Annotated in this window: 15 protein-coding genes; 7 read left to right on the top strand and 8 right to left on the bottom strand. The window is 67.0% G+C overall.

The annotated features are described in order from the left end of the window. Positions 1–108: 108 nt before the first annotated feature. From WKB25_RS12700 to glyQ, 4 genes are all read right to left on the bottom strand, one after another. The gene (locus WKB25_RS12700; RefSeq protein ID WP_340571053.1) at positions 109–3,975 is read right to left on the bottom strand and encodes a translocation/assembly module TamB domain-containing protein; all 3,867 of its coding nucleotides are present in this window, start codon (positions 3,973–3,975) and stop codon (positions 109–111) included. Continuing rightward, the gene (locus WKB25_RS12695) at positions 3,972–5,768 is read right to left on the bottom strand and encodes an autotransporter assembly complex family protein (RefSeq protein WP_340571141.1); all 1,797 of its coding nucleotides are present in this window, start codon (positions 5,766–5,768) and stop codon (positions 3,972–3,974) included. Before WKB25_RS12695 ends, WKB25_RS12700 begins: the two co-directional genes overlap by 4 nt. Positions 5,769–5,953: 185 nt before the next feature. Beyond that, positions 5,954–8,032, bottom strand: coding sequence for a glycine--tRNA ligase subunit beta (gene glyS / locus WKB25_RS12690; RefSeq protein WP_340571052.1), 2,079 nt, complete (start codon positions 8,030–8,032; stop codon positions 5,954–5,956). A 104-nt stretch (positions 8,033–8,136) separates the two neighbouring features. Then, the gene (gene glyQ, locus WKB25_RS12685) at positions 8,137–9,048 is read right to left on the bottom strand and encodes a glycine--tRNA ligase subunit alpha (protein ID WP_025878768.1); all 912 of its coding nucleotides are present in this window, start codon (positions 9,046–9,048) and stop codon (positions 8,137–8,139) included. A gap of 83 nt (positions 9,049–9,131) precedes the next feature. Here glyQ and WKB25_RS12680 point away from each other — a divergent pair, with 83 nt between their 5' ends. The 3 genes from WKB25_RS12680 to WKB25_RS12670 are packed head-to-tail and all read left to right on the top strand — an operon-like array spanning position 9,132 to position 12,648. Then, positions 9,132–10,967 carry a GspE/PulE family protein gene (locus WKB25_RS12680; protein WP_340571051.1) on the top strand — a complete coding sequence of 612 codons (1,836 nt, stop codon included), beginning with the start codon at positions 9,132–9,134 and terminating at the stop codon, positions 10,965–10,967. Then, positions 10,939–11,685: a glutamine amidotransferase gene (locus WKB25_RS12675; protein ID WP_100461962.1), complete on the top strand. Its 747-nt coding sequence runs from the start codon at positions 10,939–10,941 to the stop codon at positions 11,683–11,685. The genes WKB25_RS12680 and WKB25_RS12675 overlap by 29 nt, the downstream gene beginning before the upstream one ends. Before the next feature lie 51 nt (positions 11,686–11,736). Continuing rightward, on the top strand, positions 11,737–12,648 hold the full coding sequence (locus tag WKB25_RS12670; RefSeq protein ID WP_340571050.1) for a BPSS1780 family membrane protein: 912 nt from the start codon (positions 11,737–11,739) through the stop codon (positions 12,646–12,648). 90 nt (positions 12,649–12,738) lie between these two features. Here WKB25_RS12670 and tatC read toward each other — a convergent pair whose 3' ends face one another. The 4 genes from tatC to WKB25_RS12650 all read right to left on the bottom strand — a co-directional run bounded on the left by tatC (position 12,739) and on the right by WKB25_RS12650 (position 15,166). Continuing rightward, positions 12,739–13,488, bottom strand: coding sequence for a twin-arginine translocase subunit TatC (gene tatC / locus WKB25_RS12665; protein WP_340571049.1), 750 nt, complete (start codon positions 13,486–13,488; stop codon positions 12,739–12,741). Further along, positions 13,485–13,958: a Sec-independent protein translocase protein TatB gene (gene tatB / locus WKB25_RS12660; RefSeq protein ID WP_340571048.1), complete on the bottom strand. Its 474-nt coding sequence runs from the start codon at positions 13,956–13,958 to the stop codon at positions 13,485–13,487. The genes tatC and tatB overlap by 4 nt, the downstream gene beginning before the upstream one ends. A gap of 15 nt (positions 13,959–13,973) precedes the next feature. Further along, on the bottom strand, positions 13,974–14,201 hold the full coding sequence (gene tatA, locus WKB25_RS12655) for a Sec-independent protein translocase subunit TatA (protein ID WP_099819944.1): 228 nt from the start codon (positions 14,199–14,201) through the stop codon (positions 13,974–13,976). 74 nt (positions 14,202–14,275) lie between these two features. Continuing rightward, positions 14,276–15,166, bottom strand: coding sequence for a YSC84-related protein (locus WKB25_RS12650; protein ID WP_340571047.1), 891 nt, complete (start codon positions 15,164–15,166; stop codon positions 14,276–14,278). Positions 15,167–15,332: 166 nt separating this feature from the next. Between WKB25_RS12650 and hemH the strand changes: the two genes are divergently transcribed. From hemH to WKB25_RS12630, 4 genes are all read left to right on the top strand, one after another. Then, on the top strand, positions 15,333–16,295 hold the full coding sequence (gene hemH, locus WKB25_RS12645; RefSeq protein ID WP_340571140.1) for a ferrochelatase: 963 nt from the start codon (positions 15,333–15,335) through the stop codon (positions 16,293–16,295). After that, positions 16,292–17,149, top strand: coding sequence for an alpha/beta hydrolase (locus WKB25_RS12640; protein ID WP_340571046.1), 858 nt, complete (start codon positions 16,292–16,294; stop codon positions 17,147–17,149). The genes hemH and WKB25_RS12640 overlap by 4 nt, the downstream gene beginning before the upstream one ends. Positions 17,150–17,276: 127 nt before the next feature. After that, entirely contained in the window at positions 17,277–17,426 is a 150-nt protein-coding gene (locus WKB25_RS12635) for a hypothetical protein (protein ID WP_340571045.1), read from the top strand. 14 nt (positions 17,427–17,440) lie between these two features. Next, positions 17,441–19,537 carry a methyl-accepting chemotaxis protein gene (locus WKB25_RS12630; protein ID WP_340571044.1) on the top strand — a complete coding sequence of 699 codons (2,097 nt, stop codon included), beginning with the start codon at positions 17,441–17,443 and terminating at the stop codon, positions 19,535–19,537. The last annotated feature ends 274 nt before the right edge of the window (positions 19,538–19,811 follow it).

The raw sequence follows: 19,811 nt of genomic DNA, 5'->3' as shown, positions 1-19,811 counted from the left end.
GGGACCATAGCCGCTGGGGGCGGACGGGGCAACGGCCGATGGTTGGGTCTGCGTGCGCGATCGTGCCGGCCAGTGGCCGGCATGACCGCAGCCACGCATGGCGTGGCTCTACTTTTCCCGCCGCCAGTTCAACGAACCGCGGTTTTCCACCGTGCTCGATTCCACTTCGATGTCGAAACCACGGCGCAGCAGGTACTTCAGCGTGATCACCGAACCGGCACCAACCAGCGACACGCCGTAGCCCACGTAGAGCTTGGGCGAAATGTACTTGCCCACACCAATCACCGAGCCACCCAGCGCGCGCGACTGGCTGACGCCGGCGTCGTCCAGGCCGAGCTTGGCACCCAGCTGCGAAGCCAGCAGGCCGCTGCCGGCCGACAGCGCAGCGGATGCGGCGTTCACCTGCTGGGTCTGGTCGCTGCTGGCACCGGTCAGGCTGCGCCCCAGCACCAGGTAACCCAGCGCTTCGGACTGCGACATCGCCGGATCGGACCAGACATCGGCACGTGGCTGCTGTGCGCGCCCGGTCACGTCGATGCCGGCGGTGACATCACCGATGCGGCGCTCGGCGCGGATGTTGATGCGCGGGTCGGACACCGCGTTGTAGTTCCAGTTGAGGTTGCCGCGGGTGATGGTCAGGTCCTGGCCATAGGCCTTGTAGCGGCCACTGACTTCCAGGCCGCCGTTGGCGGTCATCTCGCGGCCGGGCTTGGCCCAGACCTGCATCTTGCCGGTCAGCGCGCCCTTCAGGCCGAAGCCGGTCATCTTGACCTTGTCACCCAGGCTGACGGTCAGCTCCATGTCCAGCGGCGAAGTGCGCGACTCTTCCGGATCGGCCGGGTCCAGCACCACCACGTCTTCGGACACCGAGGTGCCACGGTCCAGGCGCTCCAGATCGATGTCGGCCTCGGGCACGTGCACCGTTCCGCGCAGCTCCATCGCGGCCTTGGCCAGAGTGAAGTCCAGGTTGGGGTTGGCGATGATGCGCAGCTCGCTGGTGTTGGACAGCAGCACATTCTCGCCGTGGATCTTCAACTGCAGCGGCTGTGCATCGCCGAACCAGGACAGGCCGCCGTCGACATACAGCGTGCCCTTGCCCGAATTGGCCTGCGCGGTGATCTTGGCCGAGCCATCAGGCTGAGCAACGAAGCTGCCCTTGCCTTGGTCGAAGGCCAGGCCCAGCGCCGGGAACTCGCCCTTGAAGTTGCTCAGCTGTGCATCACCGCCCAGCGACGGTTGGCCGCGCGTGCCACGCAGGCTCACGTGGCCTTCGATCAGGCCGGTCGGGCGCACCACGTCCGGCGAGAACAGTTCCAGCCAGTACAGGCGCGACATGTTGAGGTAGAGTTCGCCGTTGAGCGGCGCACTCGGTTCCCAACCGGTCTGCATCTTCGCATCAACGAAGCCGTTGCCCTGGAAGCCCATGCCCAGGTAGCCCTTGATGCTGGCCGGGGTCATGTCCAGCTTCAGCGAGAACTGGTCATAGCGCACCAGCTCTCCACGATTGGCATCGGCCACGCTGGTGTTGCGGTTCTCGCCCAGGCGTACGCCGCCTTCGGCCGAGCGCACTTCCACGTGCCCTTCCCACGCGTTGCCGCGCGGACGGATCTGCGCGTCCAGGTTGAGTTCGCCACGCAGGTAGATGCGCCGGCCGGACTGCGGTGGCAACCACGGCTGCACCAGCGCCAACGGCAACGCATCGCCGCGCACCACCAGCCCTTCGCGCGGCCAGTTGGCGTGCGCACACAGGGCGCCCCCGGTCGCAGCGCCCAGGCAGGTTTCGCCCAGCGTGTAGGTGCTGCCGTTGATGGCGAATGCCGCAGGCGCACGCAGTGCCCACGCATCGCCCTTCACCGGTGCGATGCGCAGCGTGGCCAGTTCGCCACGCCATTGCTCTCCCTGCTGGCGCACGCTGCCCTGCAGCTCGATCGCGCCCAGTTCGTTGCGGGTCTGCGCGGCCAGGCGCAGGTTGGAGACACTGCCCTGCGCATCGATGTTCAAGCGTTCCAGCTGCATGCCGGCGTTGACCTGCTGGCCCTGAATCGCCAGCGTGCCACTGTCGCCACGCCACGGCAGACGGCCCTTGATGCTCAGGCTTTCAGCGCCGTAACCGTCCCAGTTGAGATTGTTGCCGACCAGATCGGCGGTGATGTCCGGCGCATCGCGCGGGCCTTTCACCTGCACCTGGCCACGCAGGCCACCGTCGGCGCCGGGCAGCAGATCGCTCAGCTGCAGCGGTTCGAAGCGCGCATCGATGTCGAGGCGGTCGCCGACCTTGCCCGAGGCGGTCACCCGGCTGCTGCCGACGGCCAGTTTCAGTTCACCCTGGCCCTGCTCACCCTGCAGGGCGAACTTGCCTTGTGCATCCACGTTGCGCTGGCGCAGGGTGCCCTTCAGCGACGGCAGGTCCACCGTGGCCTCCAGCGTGCCCGCAGTGCCCGGCGGCGCGTTGGCCGGCGGCGGCAACTGACGTCCCTTGGACGCGAGATTGCCGGACAGGCGGCCATCCCAGCCCGGCGCGAAGTAGCCCGGATCGAAATCCTTCAGCGTGGCCTTGGCATCCCAGTCCAGCTGCGGCGCCCAGGCCACCTTGCCTTCCACCTGCAGCTGGCCACCCGGCGTCTGCGCCTGCAGTTCGCGGATCTCAGCGGCCTGATCGTTGCCACGCACATCGAAGCGCAGCTGCGCCTTCTGCTTTTCGCGCTCGACATCGGCACGGCCGATCGCCGCCCACGCCTTCAACGTACCGGCCAGACCGAAGCGTGCTTCCTTCAGCGTCACCGGCACCGGTGAACTGCCTGCGGTGTTCGGGTCCGGCGCCGGCACCCAGGTCAGGTCCTGCGCGATCACCGAGAAATTCAGCTTCTGCTGCTCTTCTTCGCTGAAATCGGCAGTACCTTCCAGGCGTGCTTCGCCGCCCAGGCCCTTGACCACCAGCGGTGAGACCTTCAGCACCTGGTCCTGCAGCGACACCACCGACGGCGCCAGCTCCAGTTCCTGCTCACCCTGCTTCACCCGGCCCTGCAGGTTGGCGTTGCCACCCTTGCCGGAGGCCGTGAAATCCAATGCCAGCGGCGCGATGGCCGAGCTGGCCAGCGCCGGCGACAACAGCGCCACGTCCAGCTCGTCGCTGCGTACGGTCGCGTTCCAGGTCGGATCGGTGCGGCCATCGAACACCAGCATCGCGTGCAGCGGCTTCGGCGCGCGGCCGGCCAGCGCCACTTCCATATGCGCCAGATCACCGCGCGCGACCAGGCCGACCGTGGCCGCGGTACGGCCGCGCGGTGCCGGCAGCACCGCGGTGACGGTGACGTCGGTGTCGTAGTCCTTGGCCGGGATGTAGCGGCCCTGGGCAGTGAAATTGCCCATGTCGCTGTCCACCACCAGCTTGCGTGCCTGGAACTCGCCATTGGCGATTTCGATGCCACCGCGCACGCGGCTGATGTCGATCACCGGCTCGTTGGCCTGGCTGATGCGGAAACTGTCGATGGCGATCACATCGGCCTGGATCGCCAGCGGCATTTCGATCTGCGGCAGCGAATCGGGCCACGACGGCAGCTTGAACGGCTCATCGCTCTTGGCCAGGTTGAGCGTGGCGTTGGTCAGTTCCAGCTTGTCCAGCAGCAGCTTGCGGCCCAGCAACGGGCGCAGGTCCGGCTCCAGGTGCGCGCGCTCGGCGTGGAAATGGATGTCGCCGTAGCGGAAGTCGACGTTGTAGAGGGTCAGCGGCCCGGCCACCGGGCCCTCGAACTTGTCCCAGGTGAAGCTGGCACCCACCGGCAAGCGTGCCACCACCTGCGCCAGCAGTACATCGCGGCCGGCCACCGTCTGCAGCAGCCAGTACACGGCCAGCAGGGCAACCAGCACCAAGCCGACCACGCCCGCGCCGGACCATGCCCAGAAACGGCGACGGCGGTAGAAGCGCACGCGCCGCGGCGGCGTGTTCGGCGACGGGGTCGGTGCGGGCGTGCTCACAGGTCCGCTCCGATATTGAGGTACAGCTGGAACTGCGAATCCGGGTTGTTCAGGCCGTGCGCGATATCCACCCGCACCGGGCCCACCGGCGATTTCCAGCGCACACCGAAGCCGACGCCGGTATGCAGGTCGATGTTGGTATCGAAGGCGCTGCCGGTATCAACGAATACCGCCGCACCCCATGGACCGCCATTGAAGTAATGCTCGTACTCGGCCGAACCGACCACCAGGTGCTTGGCACCGAGCGCGTACTTGTCGGGTTTCGGCGTACGCGGGCCGACCTCACGGTAGGCATAACCGCGGATGCTGCGGTCGCCACCGGCGAAGTAGCGCAGGCTGGGCGGCATCGCCACCAGATCACTGGTCCAGGTGGTGCCGCCTTCGCCGCGCAGGATCAGGCGGTTGGTCGGCCCCACCGGGATGTACCAGCGCAGCACCGCATTGGCCTGCACGAAGCTGGTGTCCGAACCAACGCCTTCGACGCCGGCACGCACCGTCGCCGTGCCACTGATGCCGCTGCGCGGGAACAGCTCGTCGTCCACCTTCACGTAGTCGGCCACGATCTGCGGGTAGACCAGCGTGGACGTGTTGTAGACCGCATCGGTGAATTCGGTGCCCGAGGCATAGCGCCAGCGCTCGCGCAGCGCGTTGATCGAGGCGATGGCGGTCCAGTTCTCGTTGATCTCGCCGCTGCGGCTGGCGATCAGCTTGAAGTTGCGCAGATCGATGTAGTCGGTCTGCTCGTCGTAGGCACTGGCCGCGAAGGTGTACCAGCCATCCAGCCAGTTGAACGCCGGGATGCGGTAGCTGGTGATCAGGCTCTTGCGCTTCTGCGCATAGTCCAGCTGGGTGTTCATCTTGTGGCCACGGCTGTTCAGGAAACGCCGTTCAAGGCCACCGCGCACACCGGCGCCACTTTCGCTGCCGTAGCTAAGACCGTAGGAATAGATGCTGCGCTTGGCACGCGTCAGCTTCACATCGACCGGCACCTCGCCGTTTTCGTCGGCCTGGTCCGGGCGCGGCTGGATGTCGATCACGCTGAAGTAATCGAGCTTGGTCAGCGACTCGCGCAGGCGGTCCAGCTTGCCTTCATGGAAATAGCTGCCCTGGTCCCAGTAGACCAGCGGGTCGAACAGCTTGTCGTCGAAGTAGTTCTGCTCGAAGGTCACCGGGCCCATGTTGTAGCGGCGGCCGCTGTCCCAGGTCAGGTCGATGTCGGCAGCATTTTCCGCGCGGGTGATCTGCACCTGGCGCTGGGTGTAGTCGGCGTCGAAGTAGCCACGCTCGGCCAGGCGCCGGGTCACGGTGATCTTGCTGGCTTCGTACTGGGTATGCTCGAAGCGCTGGCCCTTGCGGGGCTTGAATGCGGTCAGGTCGTCCTGCAGGTACTGGTCGTACATCGCCGGACCGGTGATGTCGATATGCTCGCGGCGCACCAGCACCGGCGGGCCCTTGTCGACATGGATCAGCACGGTGACGTGCTCGTCCTGGCGCGGCGCCTCGACCTTGATCACCGGGTTGTAGTACCCGAACGGCTCCAGTGCCTGGCGGGTCTGCCGCTCGGCCTGCGACAGCAGGTATTCCAGGCGCGACTCGCCCTGCTCCTTGCCGATCGTGTCGAACAACGACAGCGATTCCTGGATGTTCTCGATGATCGCGGCGTCGTCGCCCTTGTCCAATCCCTTGATGTCCACCTTGTCGATGGTGCCGCGCGCATGGGCCACGGAAGTGGCGCAAAGCGAGAGGACCATCAGCGGCAGGGCGTATTTCGTTGGCTGCATGCGGCACAGCATACCGACCGGAGGTGACGATGCGAAATGCATCACGTCAATCAGGATCGGTTGTTAAGTGGCGGTCAAAATACGCGCCTTTGTGGCGATCATCGCGCCCGCATGCGGCAATATCGACATCGTCGTCGGTGCCGGCCAGCGGCCGGCACCATCCAGTAGATCCACGCCATGCGTGGATGGGCTACCCATCAACTCGACAGATGCTCGATCGCCGCGACCTTGCCCAGGCGCTCGCCCAGCATCGTCAGCAACGCCAGGCGGTTGCCGCGCAATGCCGGATCCTCGGCATTTACCATCACCCCGTCGAAGAACGCATCGACCTGCGGACGCAGGCGCGCCAAGCGCGCCAGCACGGCCACGTAGTCCTTCTGGTGCAGGCTGGCGCCGGTGTCGTCGATAGCTGCAGTCACGGCTTCCGCCAGCGCGCGCTCGGCATCTTCCTGCAGCAGGGCAGTATCGATCTGGCCCGGAATATCGCCTTCGGCCTTGCGCAGGATGTTGCGGATGCGCTTGTTGGCCGCTGCCAGCGCCTCGGCTTCCGGCAGCGCTGCGAAGATCCCGATCGCATCCAGGCGGCGGTCGAAGTCATACAGCGAGGCCGGCTTCAGCTCGGCCACCGCATTGAAGTGGCTGGCCGGCACGTCCTTGTCGCTGTAATAGCCCTTCAGGCGGTCGAGGATGAAGTCGTACAGCTCAGCCACGTCGGCCTGCACGTTGCGCGCGGCCAACCCGGCATTGGCGCTGGCCAGCAGCGCGCGCAGGTCCAGCTCGAAACCGCTCTCGATGATCGTGCGGGCCAGGCCCAGCGCGTTGCGGCGCAGGGCGAACGGGTCCTTGTTGCCGGTCGGCTTCAGGCCCGCGGCAAAACCGCCGGCCAGGGTGTCCACACGCTCGGCGATCGCCAGCACCTTGCCCAGCGGCGACAACGCGATGTCATCACCACCGAAGCGCGGCTGGTAGGCCTCGTCGATGGCCAGCGCCACCTCCGGCGACTCGCCACCGACCACCGCGTAGTGGCGGCCGGCGATGCCCTGCAGCTCCGGGAACTCATTGACCATGCGCGACTGCAGGTCGTTCTTGGCCAGCTGCGCGGCACGCTTGGCCAGCACCGGGTCAGCCCCCACCTGCGCGGCGATCACCTCGGCCAGCGCCGCCACGCGCGCGACCTTGTCGGCCACGCTGCCCAGCTTGGCCTGGTAGGTCACCGTCTTCAGGCCCTCGCCCATCGCCTGCAGGCCCTGCTTCAGGTCTTCGTCGAAGAAGAACTTGGCATCGGCGAAGCGCGGGCGGATCACGCGCTCGTAGCCCTTGGCCACTTCGGCCACATCCTTGGACTCGATGTTGGCGATGCCGATGAACTTCTCCGTCAGCTTGCCGCCGTCATCCAGCACCGGGAAGAACTTCTGGTTGATCTCCATCGTCTCGATCAGCGCTTCCTGCGGTACCGCCAGGAACGCGCGCTCGAAGCTGCACAGCACTGCCGATGGCCACTCGACCAGGTTCACCACCTGCTCCAGGTTGTCCTCGGTGATGCGTGCGCTGCCACCGGCGGTGGCGGCAGCGGCTTCCACTTCGGCAACGATGCGCTGGCGACGCTCGGCCGGGTCGACCAGCACGAAGGCGGCGCGCAGCGATTCGACATAGTCCTGCGGCTGGGTCAGCCACACGGTCTTGTCGTGCAGGAAGCGGTGGCCGCGGCTCATGCGGTCGGCCTTCAGGCCGAACAGTTCGGCCTCGACCACGTCACCGCCGTGCAGCAGCACCAGCCAGTGCACCGGGCGGGCGAAGCCCCAGCTGTGGTCGCCCCAGCGCATCGGCTTGGGAATCGGCATGCCGGCGATGGCCTCGCGCAGGATCTCCGGCAGCAGCGCAGCGGTACGCGCGCCCGGGGTCACCGCGCGGTGCACGAAGCGCTCACCCTTGTTGTCGCTGGTCTTCTCCAGCGCGGTCCAGTCAATTCCGGCCTTGGCCGCGAAACCCTGCAGCGCCTTGGTCGGCTGGCCTTCGGCGTCCAGCGCGATGTTCAGGTACGGGCCCAGCACTTCGCTGTGCTGTTCCGGCTGTTCCAGGCCAACGCCCGGCAGCAGCACGGCCAGGCGGCGCGGAGTCGACAGCGGGCGAGCATCGCCCAGCTCCAGTTCGACGCCACGCTTGCGCAGGCCATCGACAACACCGTCGAAGAAGGCCTGGGCCAGGCCCGGCAGCGCCTTGACCGGCAACTCTTCGGTGCCCAGTTCAATCAGCAAGGGAGACAACAAGTGGCTCATCGGTTCGATCCTGTTGTGGGGGCGCAGCGCGCGACGCGGCCGGCGCCCCTGGGGTAGTAGGTGACTGGGGTAGTAGGTGAAACGCGTGATGGGAGAACGGGCCGTCAGGCCTTCTTCGCGCCCGGGAAGCCCAGCTTCTCGCGCTGCTCGTAGTAGGCCTTGGCCACCGCCTGCGCCAGCGCGCGCACGCGCAGGATGTAGCGCTGGCGTTCGGTCACGCTGATCGCACGGCGCGCATCCAGCAGGTTGAAGGTGTGGCTGGCCTTCATCACCTGCTCGTAGGCCGGCAGCGGCAGGTTCACTTCCACCAGCTTCTGCGCTTCACGCTCGCAGGCATCGAAGCGGTGGAACATTTCTTCCACGTCGGCGTATTCGAAGTTGTAGGTGCTCTGCTCCACCTCATTCTGGTGGTAGACGTCGCCGTAGGTCACCGGCTGCCCGTCCGGGCCGTAGGTCCAGACCAGGTCGTAGACGTTGTCGCAGTTCTGCAGGTACATGCACAGGCGCTCGAGACCGTAGGTGATCTCGCCCAGCACCGGCCGGCATTCCAGGCCACCGGCCTGCTGGAAGTAGGTGAACTGGGTCACCTCCATGCCGTTGAGCCAGACTTCCCAGCCCAGGCCCCAGGCGCCCAGGGTCGGCGATTCCCAGTTGTCCTCGACGAAACGCAGGTCATGCACCAGCGGATCGATGCCCACCGCCTTCAGCGAATCCAGGTAAAGCTGCTGGATGTTGTCCGGCGCCGGCTTCATCGCCACCTGGTACTGGTAGTAGCGCTGCAGGCGGTTCGGGTTCTCGCCGTAGCGGCCGTCGGTCGGGCGCCGCGAAGGCTGCACGTAGGCCGCGTTCCAGGTTTCCGGACCGATCGCACGCAGGAAGGTGGCCGGGTGGAACGTACCGGCGCCCACCTCCAGGTCGAGCGGCTGGATGAGCACGCAGCCCTGCTGGGCCCAGAACTGGTTCAGGGTCTGGATCAGGCCCTGGAAGGTGATCGGAACGGTCGGGGTCGCGGACATGCGGACGAGTCTTGGCCGGCAAAGGGGTGCGCTAGTATAACGGCCGACCTGCGGGGCATTCCGTACCCGGAAGGAGCAGGTGGATGGAACATCGGCGGCCCACGGGCACGCCCGGCGAGCCTGGCGCAGTGCCATTGCCGCCCGGTCGCCTGCAGTTCGAACAGGTTGCGGCGGCCCTGCTGGCCGATGGCGTGGTGGCTGTGCACGAGCGCGAGCGCATCCGTTTTTCCGCGCAGGGCGCCCGCAATGCCAGTGAAGTACATCCCCTGGTGCTGCTGTCCAACCTCAAGCTGGCCGCAAGCGACGGCGGCGACCTCAATCTGGAACGCCTCACCGAGTGGCTGGCCCAGCGCACCGGCAGCCGCTACCTGCGCATCGATCCAACCCGGGTCGACGTCGCCTCGGTCACCGCCGTGGCCTCGCACGCCTATGCGCGCCGGCATCGCTTCCTGCCACTGGCGGTGGATGGCGAACGCGTGCTGGTGGCCACCAGCGAGCCGCTGGCACAGGAATGGCTGCGCGACCTGCAGCACCTGACCCGCCTGCGCATCGAGCTGGCGGTGGTCAATCCGCTCGACCTGCACCGCTACACCATGGAGTTCTTCGGCGTCACCCGCTCGGTGCGCGGTGCCCGTGGCGACGTGCGTGGCGAGGCCAACACCACCCTGCCCAGCTTCGAGCAGCTGGTCGAACTGGGCCGTACCGGCGACGTCAATGCCGACGACCAGCACATTGTGCACATCGTCGACTGGCTGCTGCAGTACGCCTACGAACAGCGCGCGTCTGACATCCACCTGGAGCCACGCCGCGACATGGGCCGCATGCGCTTCCGCATCGACGGCGTGCTGCACAAGGTGTTCGAAGTGCCGCCTGCGGTGATGACCGCCGTGGTCAGCCGCATCAAGGTGCTGGGACGCATGGACCTGGCCGAGCGCCGGCGCCCGCAGGATGGCCGCATCAAGACCCGCTCGCCCGGCGGCCGGGAAGTGGAAATGCGCCTGTCGACCATGCCGACCGCCTTCGGCGAGAAGTGCGTGATGCGCATCTTCGACCCGGAAGCGGCTTTCAAGAGCATCGACCAGCTCGGCTTCAGCCCGCAGGAAGCCGCTGGCTGGACCGCCCTGGTCGAGCGTCCGCACGGCATCGTGCTGGTCACCGGCCCGACCGGTTCGGGCAAGACCACCACCCTGTATTCCACCCTGAAGCGGCTGGCCACGCCGGACGTCAACGTGTGCACGGTGGAAGACCCGATCGAGATGATCGCGCCGGAATTCAACCAGATGCAGGTGCAGACCAACATCGACCTGGATTTCGCCAGCGGTGTGCGCACCCTGCTGCGGCAGGACCCGGACATCATCATGATCGGCGAGATCCGCGACCTGGAAACCGCACAGATGGCGGTGCAGGCCTCGCTGACCGGCCACCTGGTGCTGTCCACCCTGCACACCAACGATGCGCCCTCGGCCATCACCCGCCTGCTCGACCTGGGCGTACCGCATTACCTGCTGTCATCCACCGTCAACGGCATCCTCGCCCAGCGCCTGGTGCGCACCCTGTGCCCGCACTGCAAGCAGCCGCACACCCTCGGCAGGGCCGATTGGGCGGTGCTGGCTGATAGCGAAGCTGCATATCCAGATGCCGCCACGCCCTGTCGGCCGGTCGGTTGCCTGGAGTGCCGGCGCACCGGATTCCTCGGCCGCATCGGCCTGTATGAGTTGCTGCCATTGGGCTCGCGCCTGCGCGGGCTGATCCGTGCGGACATGGATCTGGCCGGTTTCAACCGTGCCGCGCGTGCTGAAGGAGTGCGAACCCTGCGCCAGGCCGGGCTTGAAAAGGTGGCACAGGGGCTGACTACAATCGAGGAAGTCCTGTCCGTACTGCCTCCCCCGGATGAATCCAGCGCCCTTCCTGATCCTTGAAACCGGCCGCCCCGTGCCGTCGCTGCGCCGTTACGGCCGCTTTCCGCACTGGATCCGGGTGGCCGCCGGCCTGGAAGAACACGAGACCGTCGTGGTGGACGTGGAGCATGGCGCCGACCTGCCCGATCCGCGCGACTTCGCCGGCGTGCTGGTGACCGGCTCGGCCGCCTTCGTCACCGACCACGCAGAATGGAGCGAGCGCAGTGCCGCCTGGCTGCGGCAGACCGCGCACGACGACGTGCCGGTGTTCGGCATCTGCTACGGCCACCAGCTGCTGGCCCACGCGCTGGGCGGCGAAGTGGCCTACAACCCCGCCGGGCGCGAATCGGGAACCATTGAACTGGCACTGGACCCGCAGGCCGCGCAGGACCCCTTGTTCCAGGGCCTGCCGAGCCACTTCGCGGCCCACGCCACCCACCTGCAGACCGTGCTGCGCGTACCCGAAGGCGCCGCCGTGCTGGCGCGCTCGCCGCTGGATGGCTGCCACGCCTTCCGCTGGGGCCGCCAGGCCTGGGGCGTGCAGTTCCATCCGGAATTCGCCACCCACCACATGCGTGGCTACGTGCGCGCGCGCGCCGACTGCATCGGCCGACATGGTGGTTGTGCGCGCAGCATCGAGCGCGCGGTCAGCGCCGCCCCGCTGGCCCGCCAGCTGTTGCGGCGCTTTGTCCGCCAGGCCCGGCTGTCTTCAGCCCAGCCGGTGGCAAAACAGGGATAATCGGCGGCACGGGCACACCGCCCGGCCCCTCCTGTCCCTCCCCGGATGTCCATGAAAGAGATTCGCAAGCTGCCAGCCTCGGCGGGCGCCCAGTGGTTGCTGGATACGTTCTCGCTGTATCGGCGTGCGCCGCTGCAGCTGGCCCGGATCGGCCTGACCTGGCTGCTGGTGAACTGGGTGGTCACCCTGCTGGGGACGATGCTGCCCGGCACCGCCGGCCTCGCCCTGCAGATGATGACGCTGGTGATTTCACCGGTGATGTTCGGCGGCATGCTGTACGCCATGGGTGAGATCGACCAGGGCCGTCCCGGCCTGGCCACCCATCTGCTGCAGCCGATCCGCGACCGCCGTGTCAGCCACCTGCTGGTGCCGCTGGCGATCCAGGTGCTGGCCGTGCTGCTGCTCGGCGCGCTGCTGTACCTGATGATCGGCCGCGAGGGCTTCACCGCCTTCAGCGACACCATGACCAAGATGCAGGAACTCGGCCGCAGCGGGCAGCAGATCAGCCCTGAAACCGCCGCCGAGCTGGTCGCCAACCTGCCGGCGCAGCGCATCGCGCTGTGGATGCTGCTGGTGTTCTGCACCGCCGTGGCGCTGACCCTGGCGATGTTCACCCAGCCGGCACTGGTGGTGTTCGACCGCCAGAGCGGCATGCACGCGCTGCGCCTGAGCCTGCAGGGCTGCATCGAGAACATCGGCGCCACTGCCGTGTTCACCGTGCTCGGCCTGATCGCCGCGTTCTGCGTCTACGTGCTGTTCGTGATCGTGGTCCAGCTCGGCATGCTGCTGGGTGGCCCGCTGGCGGCGGCATTCATTGCGCAGCTGGTGTTCACCACGGTGCTGATGCCGCTATATGTCGGCGCGGTCTATTCGGCCTGGAAGCAGATGTTCGTGCATCGCGGCAGCCGCGGCGCACCGCCGGTGCCGCAGTCGCCGCCTGCCAACGACATCTTCCACGCCTGAGCGGGGCTCAACGGTAGCGCCGGGCCATGCCCGGCGGATGGATATCACCCCGCCCCACGAACGCCGGGCATGGCCCGGCGTTACCAGGAATCAGGCAGCGGGCTTCTTGACCACCGAAGACGGCACCAGCCAGCGCGCGGCGTGGATGCCCAACTCGTACAGCAGGCACATCGGGATCGCCAGCATCAGCTGCGAGACCACATCCGGCGGGGTCAGGATCGCAGCGAGCACGAAGATGCCGACGATCGCGTAGCCGCGCCCTTCCTTGAACTGCTGCGGCGTGATCCAGCCCAGCAGCACCAGGATCACCATCGCCACCGGCAGTTCGAAACTGCCGCCGAAGGCGAAGAAGATCGCCAGCACGAAATCCAGGTAGGCGTTCGCATCCGGCGTGATCGCGATCACTTCCGGGCTGAAGGTGGTGAGGAAGTGGAAGACCGCCGGCAGCACCAGGAAATAGGCGAAGGCGCAGCCGGTATAGAACAGCAGCACCGACGAGACCAGCAGCGGCATCGCCAGGCGCTTCTCTCGTGCATACAGGCCCGGCGCAACGAAGGCCCACAGCTGGTACAGCAGCCACGGCACGGCCACGAACAAGGCCACGAAGAACGTCAGCTTCAACGGCGCGAAGAAGGCGCCGGCCGGATTGGTCGCGATCATCGTCTGCCCGTTGGGCAACTGCGAGATCAGCGGCTCGGCCAATGCGTTGTAGAGCTTCTGGGTGAACGGCAGCAGGCCCAGCAGAACCACGCCCAGCCCCAGCAGCGCCCGCACCAGGCGCGTGCGCAGTTCAACCAGGTGTTCCACCAGCGAACTTTCGCCGGAATCGTGTTCGCTCATGACGGGCGCTCGGTGCGGGCAGGCGTTTCGGCCGCGGTATCAGCAACGGTATCGCCCGCAGGTTCGGCAGGGGTGGGCGCGATGGCAGCACCTTCAGGCGAAGCCACCACCGTCCCGGTTGCGTCCACCAGATGCGGGGGCTGTTCGGCCGGGGCGGGTGCACGCACCTGCTGCGCCAGCGTGCCGCTGTGCTGTTGCATCTGCTCGGCTTCGCGGCGCACGGCTTCGCCGCTGGCACGCAGCTGGTTCTCGGTGTCCTGCATGCCCTGGCGCACGTCCTGCATCTGCCGCTTGATGTCTTCGGCCTGCAGTTCGCGTTCCAGTTCCTGCTTGACCGAATCCCATTGATTGCGCGCGCGACGTACCCACAGGCCGGCGAAGCGGGCCGCCTTGGGCAGGCGCTCAGGTCCGAGCACCACCAGGGCAACCACCGCGATCACCAGCAGTTCGCTGAAGCCGATATCAAACACCGCAACCGCTCCGGATCAACGCGCGTTGCGGTCGTGCTCGTCCTGCGCGGCGCGCGCGGCGTCCTGGCTGCGCGACTCATCGCCCAACTGTGCGTTCGGCTTGTCTTCGTCGTGCATGCCCTTCTTGAATTCCTTGACCGCCGAGCCGAGATCCTTGGCACCACTGGTCAGGCGCTTGGTGCCGAACACCAGCAGGACGATGGCGAGCACGACCAACCAATGCCAGATGCTGAAACTGCCCATAAGTCGCTCGTTACGTTAGTGATCAGATTGCCGAGCATAGCGCACCGGCTGTTAGCCGGCGCGCGTGACGAAAGTCAGTTGTTGCCCAGTGTTTCAGTGCGGATTTCACCGTCATTGACCGGCTGGAAACCCTGCTGGGCCGGCGGCGGGGTCTGCGGCACGGCCTGCAACGGCGCCGTGGTCGCTTCAACCGGTGCCGCAGGTGCTGCCTGAACAGGCGCCGGGGCGGGCGCGGCGGCGGCGGCCGGACGTGGTGCGTCATGGCCACCGTTACGGTTGTTGCGGGCCGCGTAGGTAGCCTCTTCCAGGCGATCACGGAAGGCGACCACATCCATCGACGGCGAGCCAGCCGCGCGGCCCTCGAAGATCATCCGTGGCGTGGTGTTGCTGCCGTAGGCGTCGAGATTGGCCGAATCGTCGATCTGCAGGATCGCACCATCCAGGGCCACGCCTGCGAACAGGCCGCGGGCGCGCGACCACGACCAGATCTCGGCCTTCAACTGGCCATCGGTGGCAGCGGCGGCATTGCGGCCGACCGGACCGGCGGCCACACCGGCATCGGCACCGAGGGTGAACTTGCCGTTGACGAGGTTGTCCAGGCTGCGGTCGTTGCGGAACACCAGCACCACGTCGGAGGACTGCACGCCGGCCTGGAAGCCGATGCTGCCACCGGTGAGCTTGATGAATACGGGGTTTGACCACGCACCGTTGGGCATGCGCACCGACATCAGACCGTGGCCTCGACGGCCGCCGATCACCAGACCGGCCTTGATCGTGTCGGGAATGACGATGACCGCGCGGCCTTCGTCGAGCAATTTGTCCGGAATGCCCTGTTCAGGGATTTCCTGGATTTCAGCCAGTACACGCACCGCGTTGCGGGCGCGCTGGTCTTCCTGCGGTCCGGCCATGGCCTGGCTGGACAGCAGGCTGGCGGCGATCAGCAGGGCTTGGATCGGGCGACGCATGGCAGGCTCCAGAAGTCAGTCCATAGGAAGATATAGCAAGTGACTGAAATTAGTAGTGTTGTGATGAATCCCCAATGAGCGTTGCCTGCTCATATTGGGCTCATCAATGACACCGATGCGAACCCTGCATGCCGACGTGACGATGGAATCGGCGACAATACCGCCCATGCTCGACGCACCCGATACCGCCGTACTGGCGGTCAACCTAGGCACGCCCGAGACGCCGACGGCTCCCGCTGTTCGTCGTTACCTGGCCGAATTCCTGTCCGACCCGCGCGTGGTCGCGATACCGGCACTGCTGTGGCAGCCTTTGCTGCGCGGCCTGATCCTGCCGCTGCGCAGTGGCCGTTCGGCCGCCAAGTACGCCCAGGTGTGGCTGCCGGAAGGCTCGCCGCTGATGGTCCACACCCGCCAGTTGGCGCAGGCGATGCAGGCATTGCTGCCGACGCTGCGTGTGCGCCACGCGATGCGTTACGGCGAACCGGCGCTGACCACCGAACTGGATCGGCTGGCCAGCGAGGGTGTGCGCCGCATCGTGGTCTTGCCGCTGTATCCGCAGTATTCGACCACCACCACCGCCTCGGTCGAAGACCGCGTGGATGCGTGGCAGCGCAGGAACCCGCAGGTGATGGTCAGCCTGGTGCAGGACTATTCGATCGATCCCGACTGGGTTGCCGCCGTCGCCAGCTCGATCCAGCGCTATTGGCAGCAGCACGGTCGCGGCCAGAAGCTGATGTTCTCCTTCCATGGCATTCCGCAGCGCCTTGCCGATGCCGGTGATCCCTATCCGCAGCGCTGCGAGGCCAGTGCACGCGCGATCGCCGCGGCGCTCGGCCTGGGCGCGGATGACTGGCAGATGGGTTACCAGTCGCGCTTCGGCCGCGAACGCTGGCTGCAGCCCTACGCCGAACCCAGCCTGTGGGAGCTGGCAGAGGCAGGGGTGAAACAGATCGACGTGGTCTGCCCCGGCTTTGCCACCGACTGCCTGGAAACGCTGGAAGAAGTCGCGATGGGCTTCACCGAAACGCTGGCCGAACGCGGCGCACAGATGCGCTACATCCCCTGCCTCAACGCCGAACCGGAACACGCCCGTGCACTGGCACGGCTCGCCGTGGCCTCGCTGGCATGACCCTGCAGCCGTTTGAACTGCAGGTCGCGGGCTTCCGCGTTGCCGGCCTGCGCCGTGCGGGCGACGGACCGCGCGTGCTGGCCCTGCATGGCTGGCTCGACAATGCGGCCAGCTTCGTGCCGCTGGCGCCGCATCTGCCGCAACTGGACCTGGTGGCGATCGACCTGCCCGGACACGGCCACAGCGCGCACCTGCCCAACGGAGCGGTGTACACCACCCCGGCGGCGATCACCCACGTACTCGATGTCGCCGACGCGCTGGGCTGGGACCGGTTCACCCTGATGGGCCATTCGATGGGTGCCGGCATCGCCAGCCTCACCGCGGCGGTCAGTGATCGCGTCGAACGCCTGGTCGCCATCGAGGCGCTCGGCGGCCTGCGCGGGCCGGAAGAGGACACCGCCAGCCGTCTGCGCGAACACGTCGATGCCACCCGAGCGCTCGCACGCAAGCAGCTGCGCGTGTTCCCGGATCTGGCCGCACCGATCCGCGCGCGGATGATGACCAACCAGCTCAGCGAAGGCAGCGCACGCCTGCTGGTCGAACGCGGTGTCGAGCCGGTCGAAGGCGGCTATCGCTGGTGCAGCGATCCACGCCTGATGCTGCCCACTGCGATCCGCCTCAGCGAAGGCCAGATCGACAACCTGCTGCAGGCCATCAGCTGCCCGACTCAGGTGATCTATGCCACGCCTGCGCAGTCGTACTATCCCGAGCCGATGCGCAGCGAGCGCCTGCAGCACCTGCGTGATGGCCGCCTGGCGGTATTCCCCGGCAACCATCATCTGCACATGGAACACCCAGCACAGGTTGCCGCGGTCATCGATGCGTTCCTGAGCGGAAACAGCAACGCGCGCTGACCATCGTCGGCTGCGCGCACTTCACTCTGCGCCAGTGCGGCCGATAGAACGGTAGTGGGCCCCTGCGCCCACAGCACGCAGGCCCTTTGTGCCTGCGGCTCGTTCCCGGTTCTGCAAGGAAGACCGCATGTCCCGTCTGCTGCACCGTCATCCACAGGATGTGGTCACGGTGTCTGTCCTCCGCGTCGCAACCTGCGCCGCATTCCCCGAATTTCCCGACCTTGCCGTCGTTGCGCTCGTCCGCGCAGCGCATTGCATGGTCGCTGCCGTCCGTTGATCCAGGAGTTGCCGATGTCCATTGCGTCCTCCCGCCCCCCCGACCAGGGCCGCCCCCCTTATCTGCAACAGCTGGCACAGCGGGGCGATCGTCGCCTGCTGCTGGGCAGCGTGGTATTCGCAGCGATCGGCCTTGTGCTGGCCGTGCGCGGTACGTCGCTACCCGCCGCGAGCGCTGTTGCCGCCGCAGTACTGCCAGCCGCCTGGCTGGGCTGGCGCCAGGCCGGCCATGCCATCGCCCGTAACGGCCTGTCGGTAGTGCTGTCCCTGCAGTTGAGCCTGCTCTGCCATATCGGCGGATTGAATGCCGCATTGCCGATCGCACTGCTGCTGGGCGTGCTGCTCACCCAGCGTGACCGCCTGCCGTTGTGGCTGGCCGGCGCCATCGGGGTCATTGCAGTATTGGCGCCGTTGCTGGACGGAGCGGCCGCCCTGCCGCCACTGTTGAATGCCACTGCCCTGGCAGTGCTGACGCTGGTGCTGGGTCAGACCGCCGCACGCCTGCGCCAGCAGAGTGAAGCGCTGGGTCACGGACCGCACCGCCTGGCCGCATTGGCACGCGACATCGCCACCGGCGCCGACCTCGGCGCACACAGCGATGCACGCAGCTACGCACCCGGTTCACTGGCCCACGCGTTGGCCGATACCGCACGCCATGTGCAGGCGCAGCGCAGCCGCGAGGCCGAGGCGCACGCCGAGAACGCGCAGATCCGCCAGGCACTGGACGCCTCGCGCACGGCGATGATGATTGCCGACAACGATCACGTCATCCGCTACGTCAACCGTTCGGTGGTGGCGCTGCTGCGCAACCAGCAGGCCACACTGCGCCAGGCGTTCCCCGATTTCGACGCCGAGCAGCTGGTCGGCAGCAGCATCCATCGCTTCCATGCCAACCCGGACCGCATCCGCGGCGTCCTCAACGGGCTGCAGGTGACGCATCACGGCAAGGTGCGGATCGGGCCGGTGCATTTCGCGCAGGTGGTCACCCCGGTGTTCGATGCACAGGGCGCGCGGTTGGGCTTTGCGGTGGAATGGCATGACCGCACCCATGAGCTGACGCTGGAGAATGCCGTTGCCGGCATTGTCGATGCCGCCGCACACGGTGATCTCGAACAGCGCCTGCAGGCCAGCGAAGGCGCCAGTTTCCTCGACGGCCTGACCGGTGGTATCAACCAGTTGCTGGATACCCTGGGCAGCACGGTCGACGAAGTGCGGCAGATGCTCTCGGCGATGGCCAATGGCGATCTCGACCGCCGCATGCAGGGCGAGTACCACGGCGCATTCGCCGCCATCCAGCGCGACGCCAACGCCACTGCCGGCCAGCTGGCGCGCATGGTCGGGCACATCCAGCACTGCGCCACCACCATCAGCACGGCCGCCAGCGAGATCGCCGCAGGCAACGGTGCCCTGTCCGAGCGCAGCGAACGACAGGCTGCGCATCTGCAGGAAACGGCCGCTTCCATGGAAGAACTGACCGCCACCGTGCGCCAGAATGCAGCGCACGCGCGACAGGCCAGTGAGCTGGCCGCCTCCACCCAGGGCGCGGCAAGTGATGGCAACCACGCTATGCAGCGGGTGGTCGACACCATGCAGGCCATCGAGGGCACGTCCAAGCGGATCGGCGACATTACCGGCGTGATCGACGGCATTGCCTTCCAGACCAACATCCTCGCGCTCAACGCCGCCGTTGAAGCGGCACGTGCCGGCGAGCAGGGGCGCGGGTTCGCGGTCGTCGCCAGCGAGGTCCGTGTGCTGGCGCAGCGATCAGCGGCGGCCGCCCAGGAGATCAAGGTCCTCATCGACGAGGCAGGTCGTCAGGTCGGCGAGGGCGCACAGTTGGTGGCCGATGCCGGACAGCGCATGCAGGGCATCGTCGGCGGCGTGGAGAACGTAAGCCACTTGATGCGCGAGATCTCGGCGGCATCGCAGGAGCAGTCCTCCGGTATCGAGCAGATCAACCAGACGGTGGTGCAGATGGACCAGGCCACGCAGCAGAACGCGGCCCTGGTGGAAGAGGCCACCGCAGCGGCACGTGAACTACAGTCGCAGGCAGGCGCACTGAACCAGGCGGTATCGGTGTTCCGGCAGCGCGAGGCTGCGTTGATCGACTGAGCCGGTCCTGCACCAGGCTCCATGGAAGGCGGCGCCCGCAGGGCGCCGCCTTTTTGTTGGGCACGGTTTCCGGCGGGGGGCGTTGGCACAACGGGTACGAAGGCAATCCGCTCAAGGCTGCCCGCGACACGATGATGAAGGCCGAGGGCACCTGCCGTTGCGGCGAAGTAACTCCGCCTGCCGTTGAACTCTACAGACAGAGACGCCCCTTGGGCGCCGCTTTCCTTATGCTTGGTGCCAGCCATCTGCTGGTCCCCGGTAGTGGCCGGCGCCC

The sequence above is a fragment of the Stenotrophomonas sp. G106K1 genome (assembly GCF_037969685.1).
Taxonomy (GTDB): domain Bacteria; phylum Pseudomonadota; class Gammaproteobacteria; order Xanthomonadales; family Xanthomonadaceae; genus Stenotrophomonas; species Stenotrophomonas lactitubi.
This window is presented reverse-complemented; position numbering and strand designations above follow the sequence as displayed.

Excerpts from the sequence above, each read along its gene's own strand:
- WKB25_RS12635 (WP_340571045.1), top strand. The coding sequence starts at position 17,277 with ATGTCCCGTCTGCTGCACCGTCATCCACAGGATGTGGTCACGGTGTCT.
- WKB25_RS12670 (WP_340571050.1), top strand. The coding sequence starts at position 11,737 with ATGAAAGAGATTCGCAAGCTGCCAGCCTCGGCGGGCGCCCAGTGGTTG.
- tatC (WP_340571049.1), bottom strand. The coding sequence starts at position 13,488 with ATGAGCGAACACGATTCCGGCGAAAGTTCGCTGGTGGAACACCTGGTT.
- WKB25_RS12680 (WP_340571051.1), top strand. The coding sequence starts at position 9,132 with ATGGAACATCGGCGGCCCACGGGCACGCCCGGCGAGCCTGGCGCAGTG.
- hemH (WP_340571140.1), top strand. The coding sequence starts at position 15,333 with ATGCTCGACGCACCCGATACCGCCGTACTGGCGGTCAACCTAGGCACG.
- WKB25_RS12675 (WP_100461962.1), top strand. The coding sequence starts at position 10,939 with ATGAATCCAGCGCCCTTCCTGATCCTTGAAACCGGCCGCCCCGTGCCG.
- glyS (WP_340571052.1), bottom strand. The coding sequence starts at position 8,032 with ATGAGCCACTTGTTGTCTCCCTTGCTGATTGAACTGGGCACCGAAGAG.
- WKB25_RS12695 (WP_340571141.1), bottom strand. The coding sequence starts at position 5,768 with ATGCTGTGCCGCATGCAGCCAACGAAATACGCCCTGCCGCTGATGGTC.
- WKB25_RS12650 (WP_340571047.1), bottom strand. The coding sequence starts at position 15,166 with ATGCGTCGCCCGATCCAAGCCCTGCTGATCGCCGCCAGCCTGCTGTCC.
- WKB25_RS12630 (WP_340571044.1), top strand. The coding sequence starts at position 17,441 with ATGTCCATTGCGTCCTCCCGCCCCCCCGACCAGGGCCGCCCCCCTTAT.
- glyQ (WP_025878768.1), bottom strand. The coding sequence starts at position 9,048 with ATGTCCGCGACCCCGACCGTTCCGATCACCTTCCAGGGCCTGATCCAG.
- WKB25_RS12640 (WP_340571046.1), top strand. The coding sequence starts at position 16,292 with ATGACCCTGCAGCCGTTTGAACTGCAGGTCGCGGGCTTCCGCGTTGCC.
- tatA (WP_099819944.1), bottom strand. The coding sequence starts at position 14,201 with ATGGGCAGTTTCAGCATCTGGCATTGGTTGGTCGTGCTCGCCATCGTC.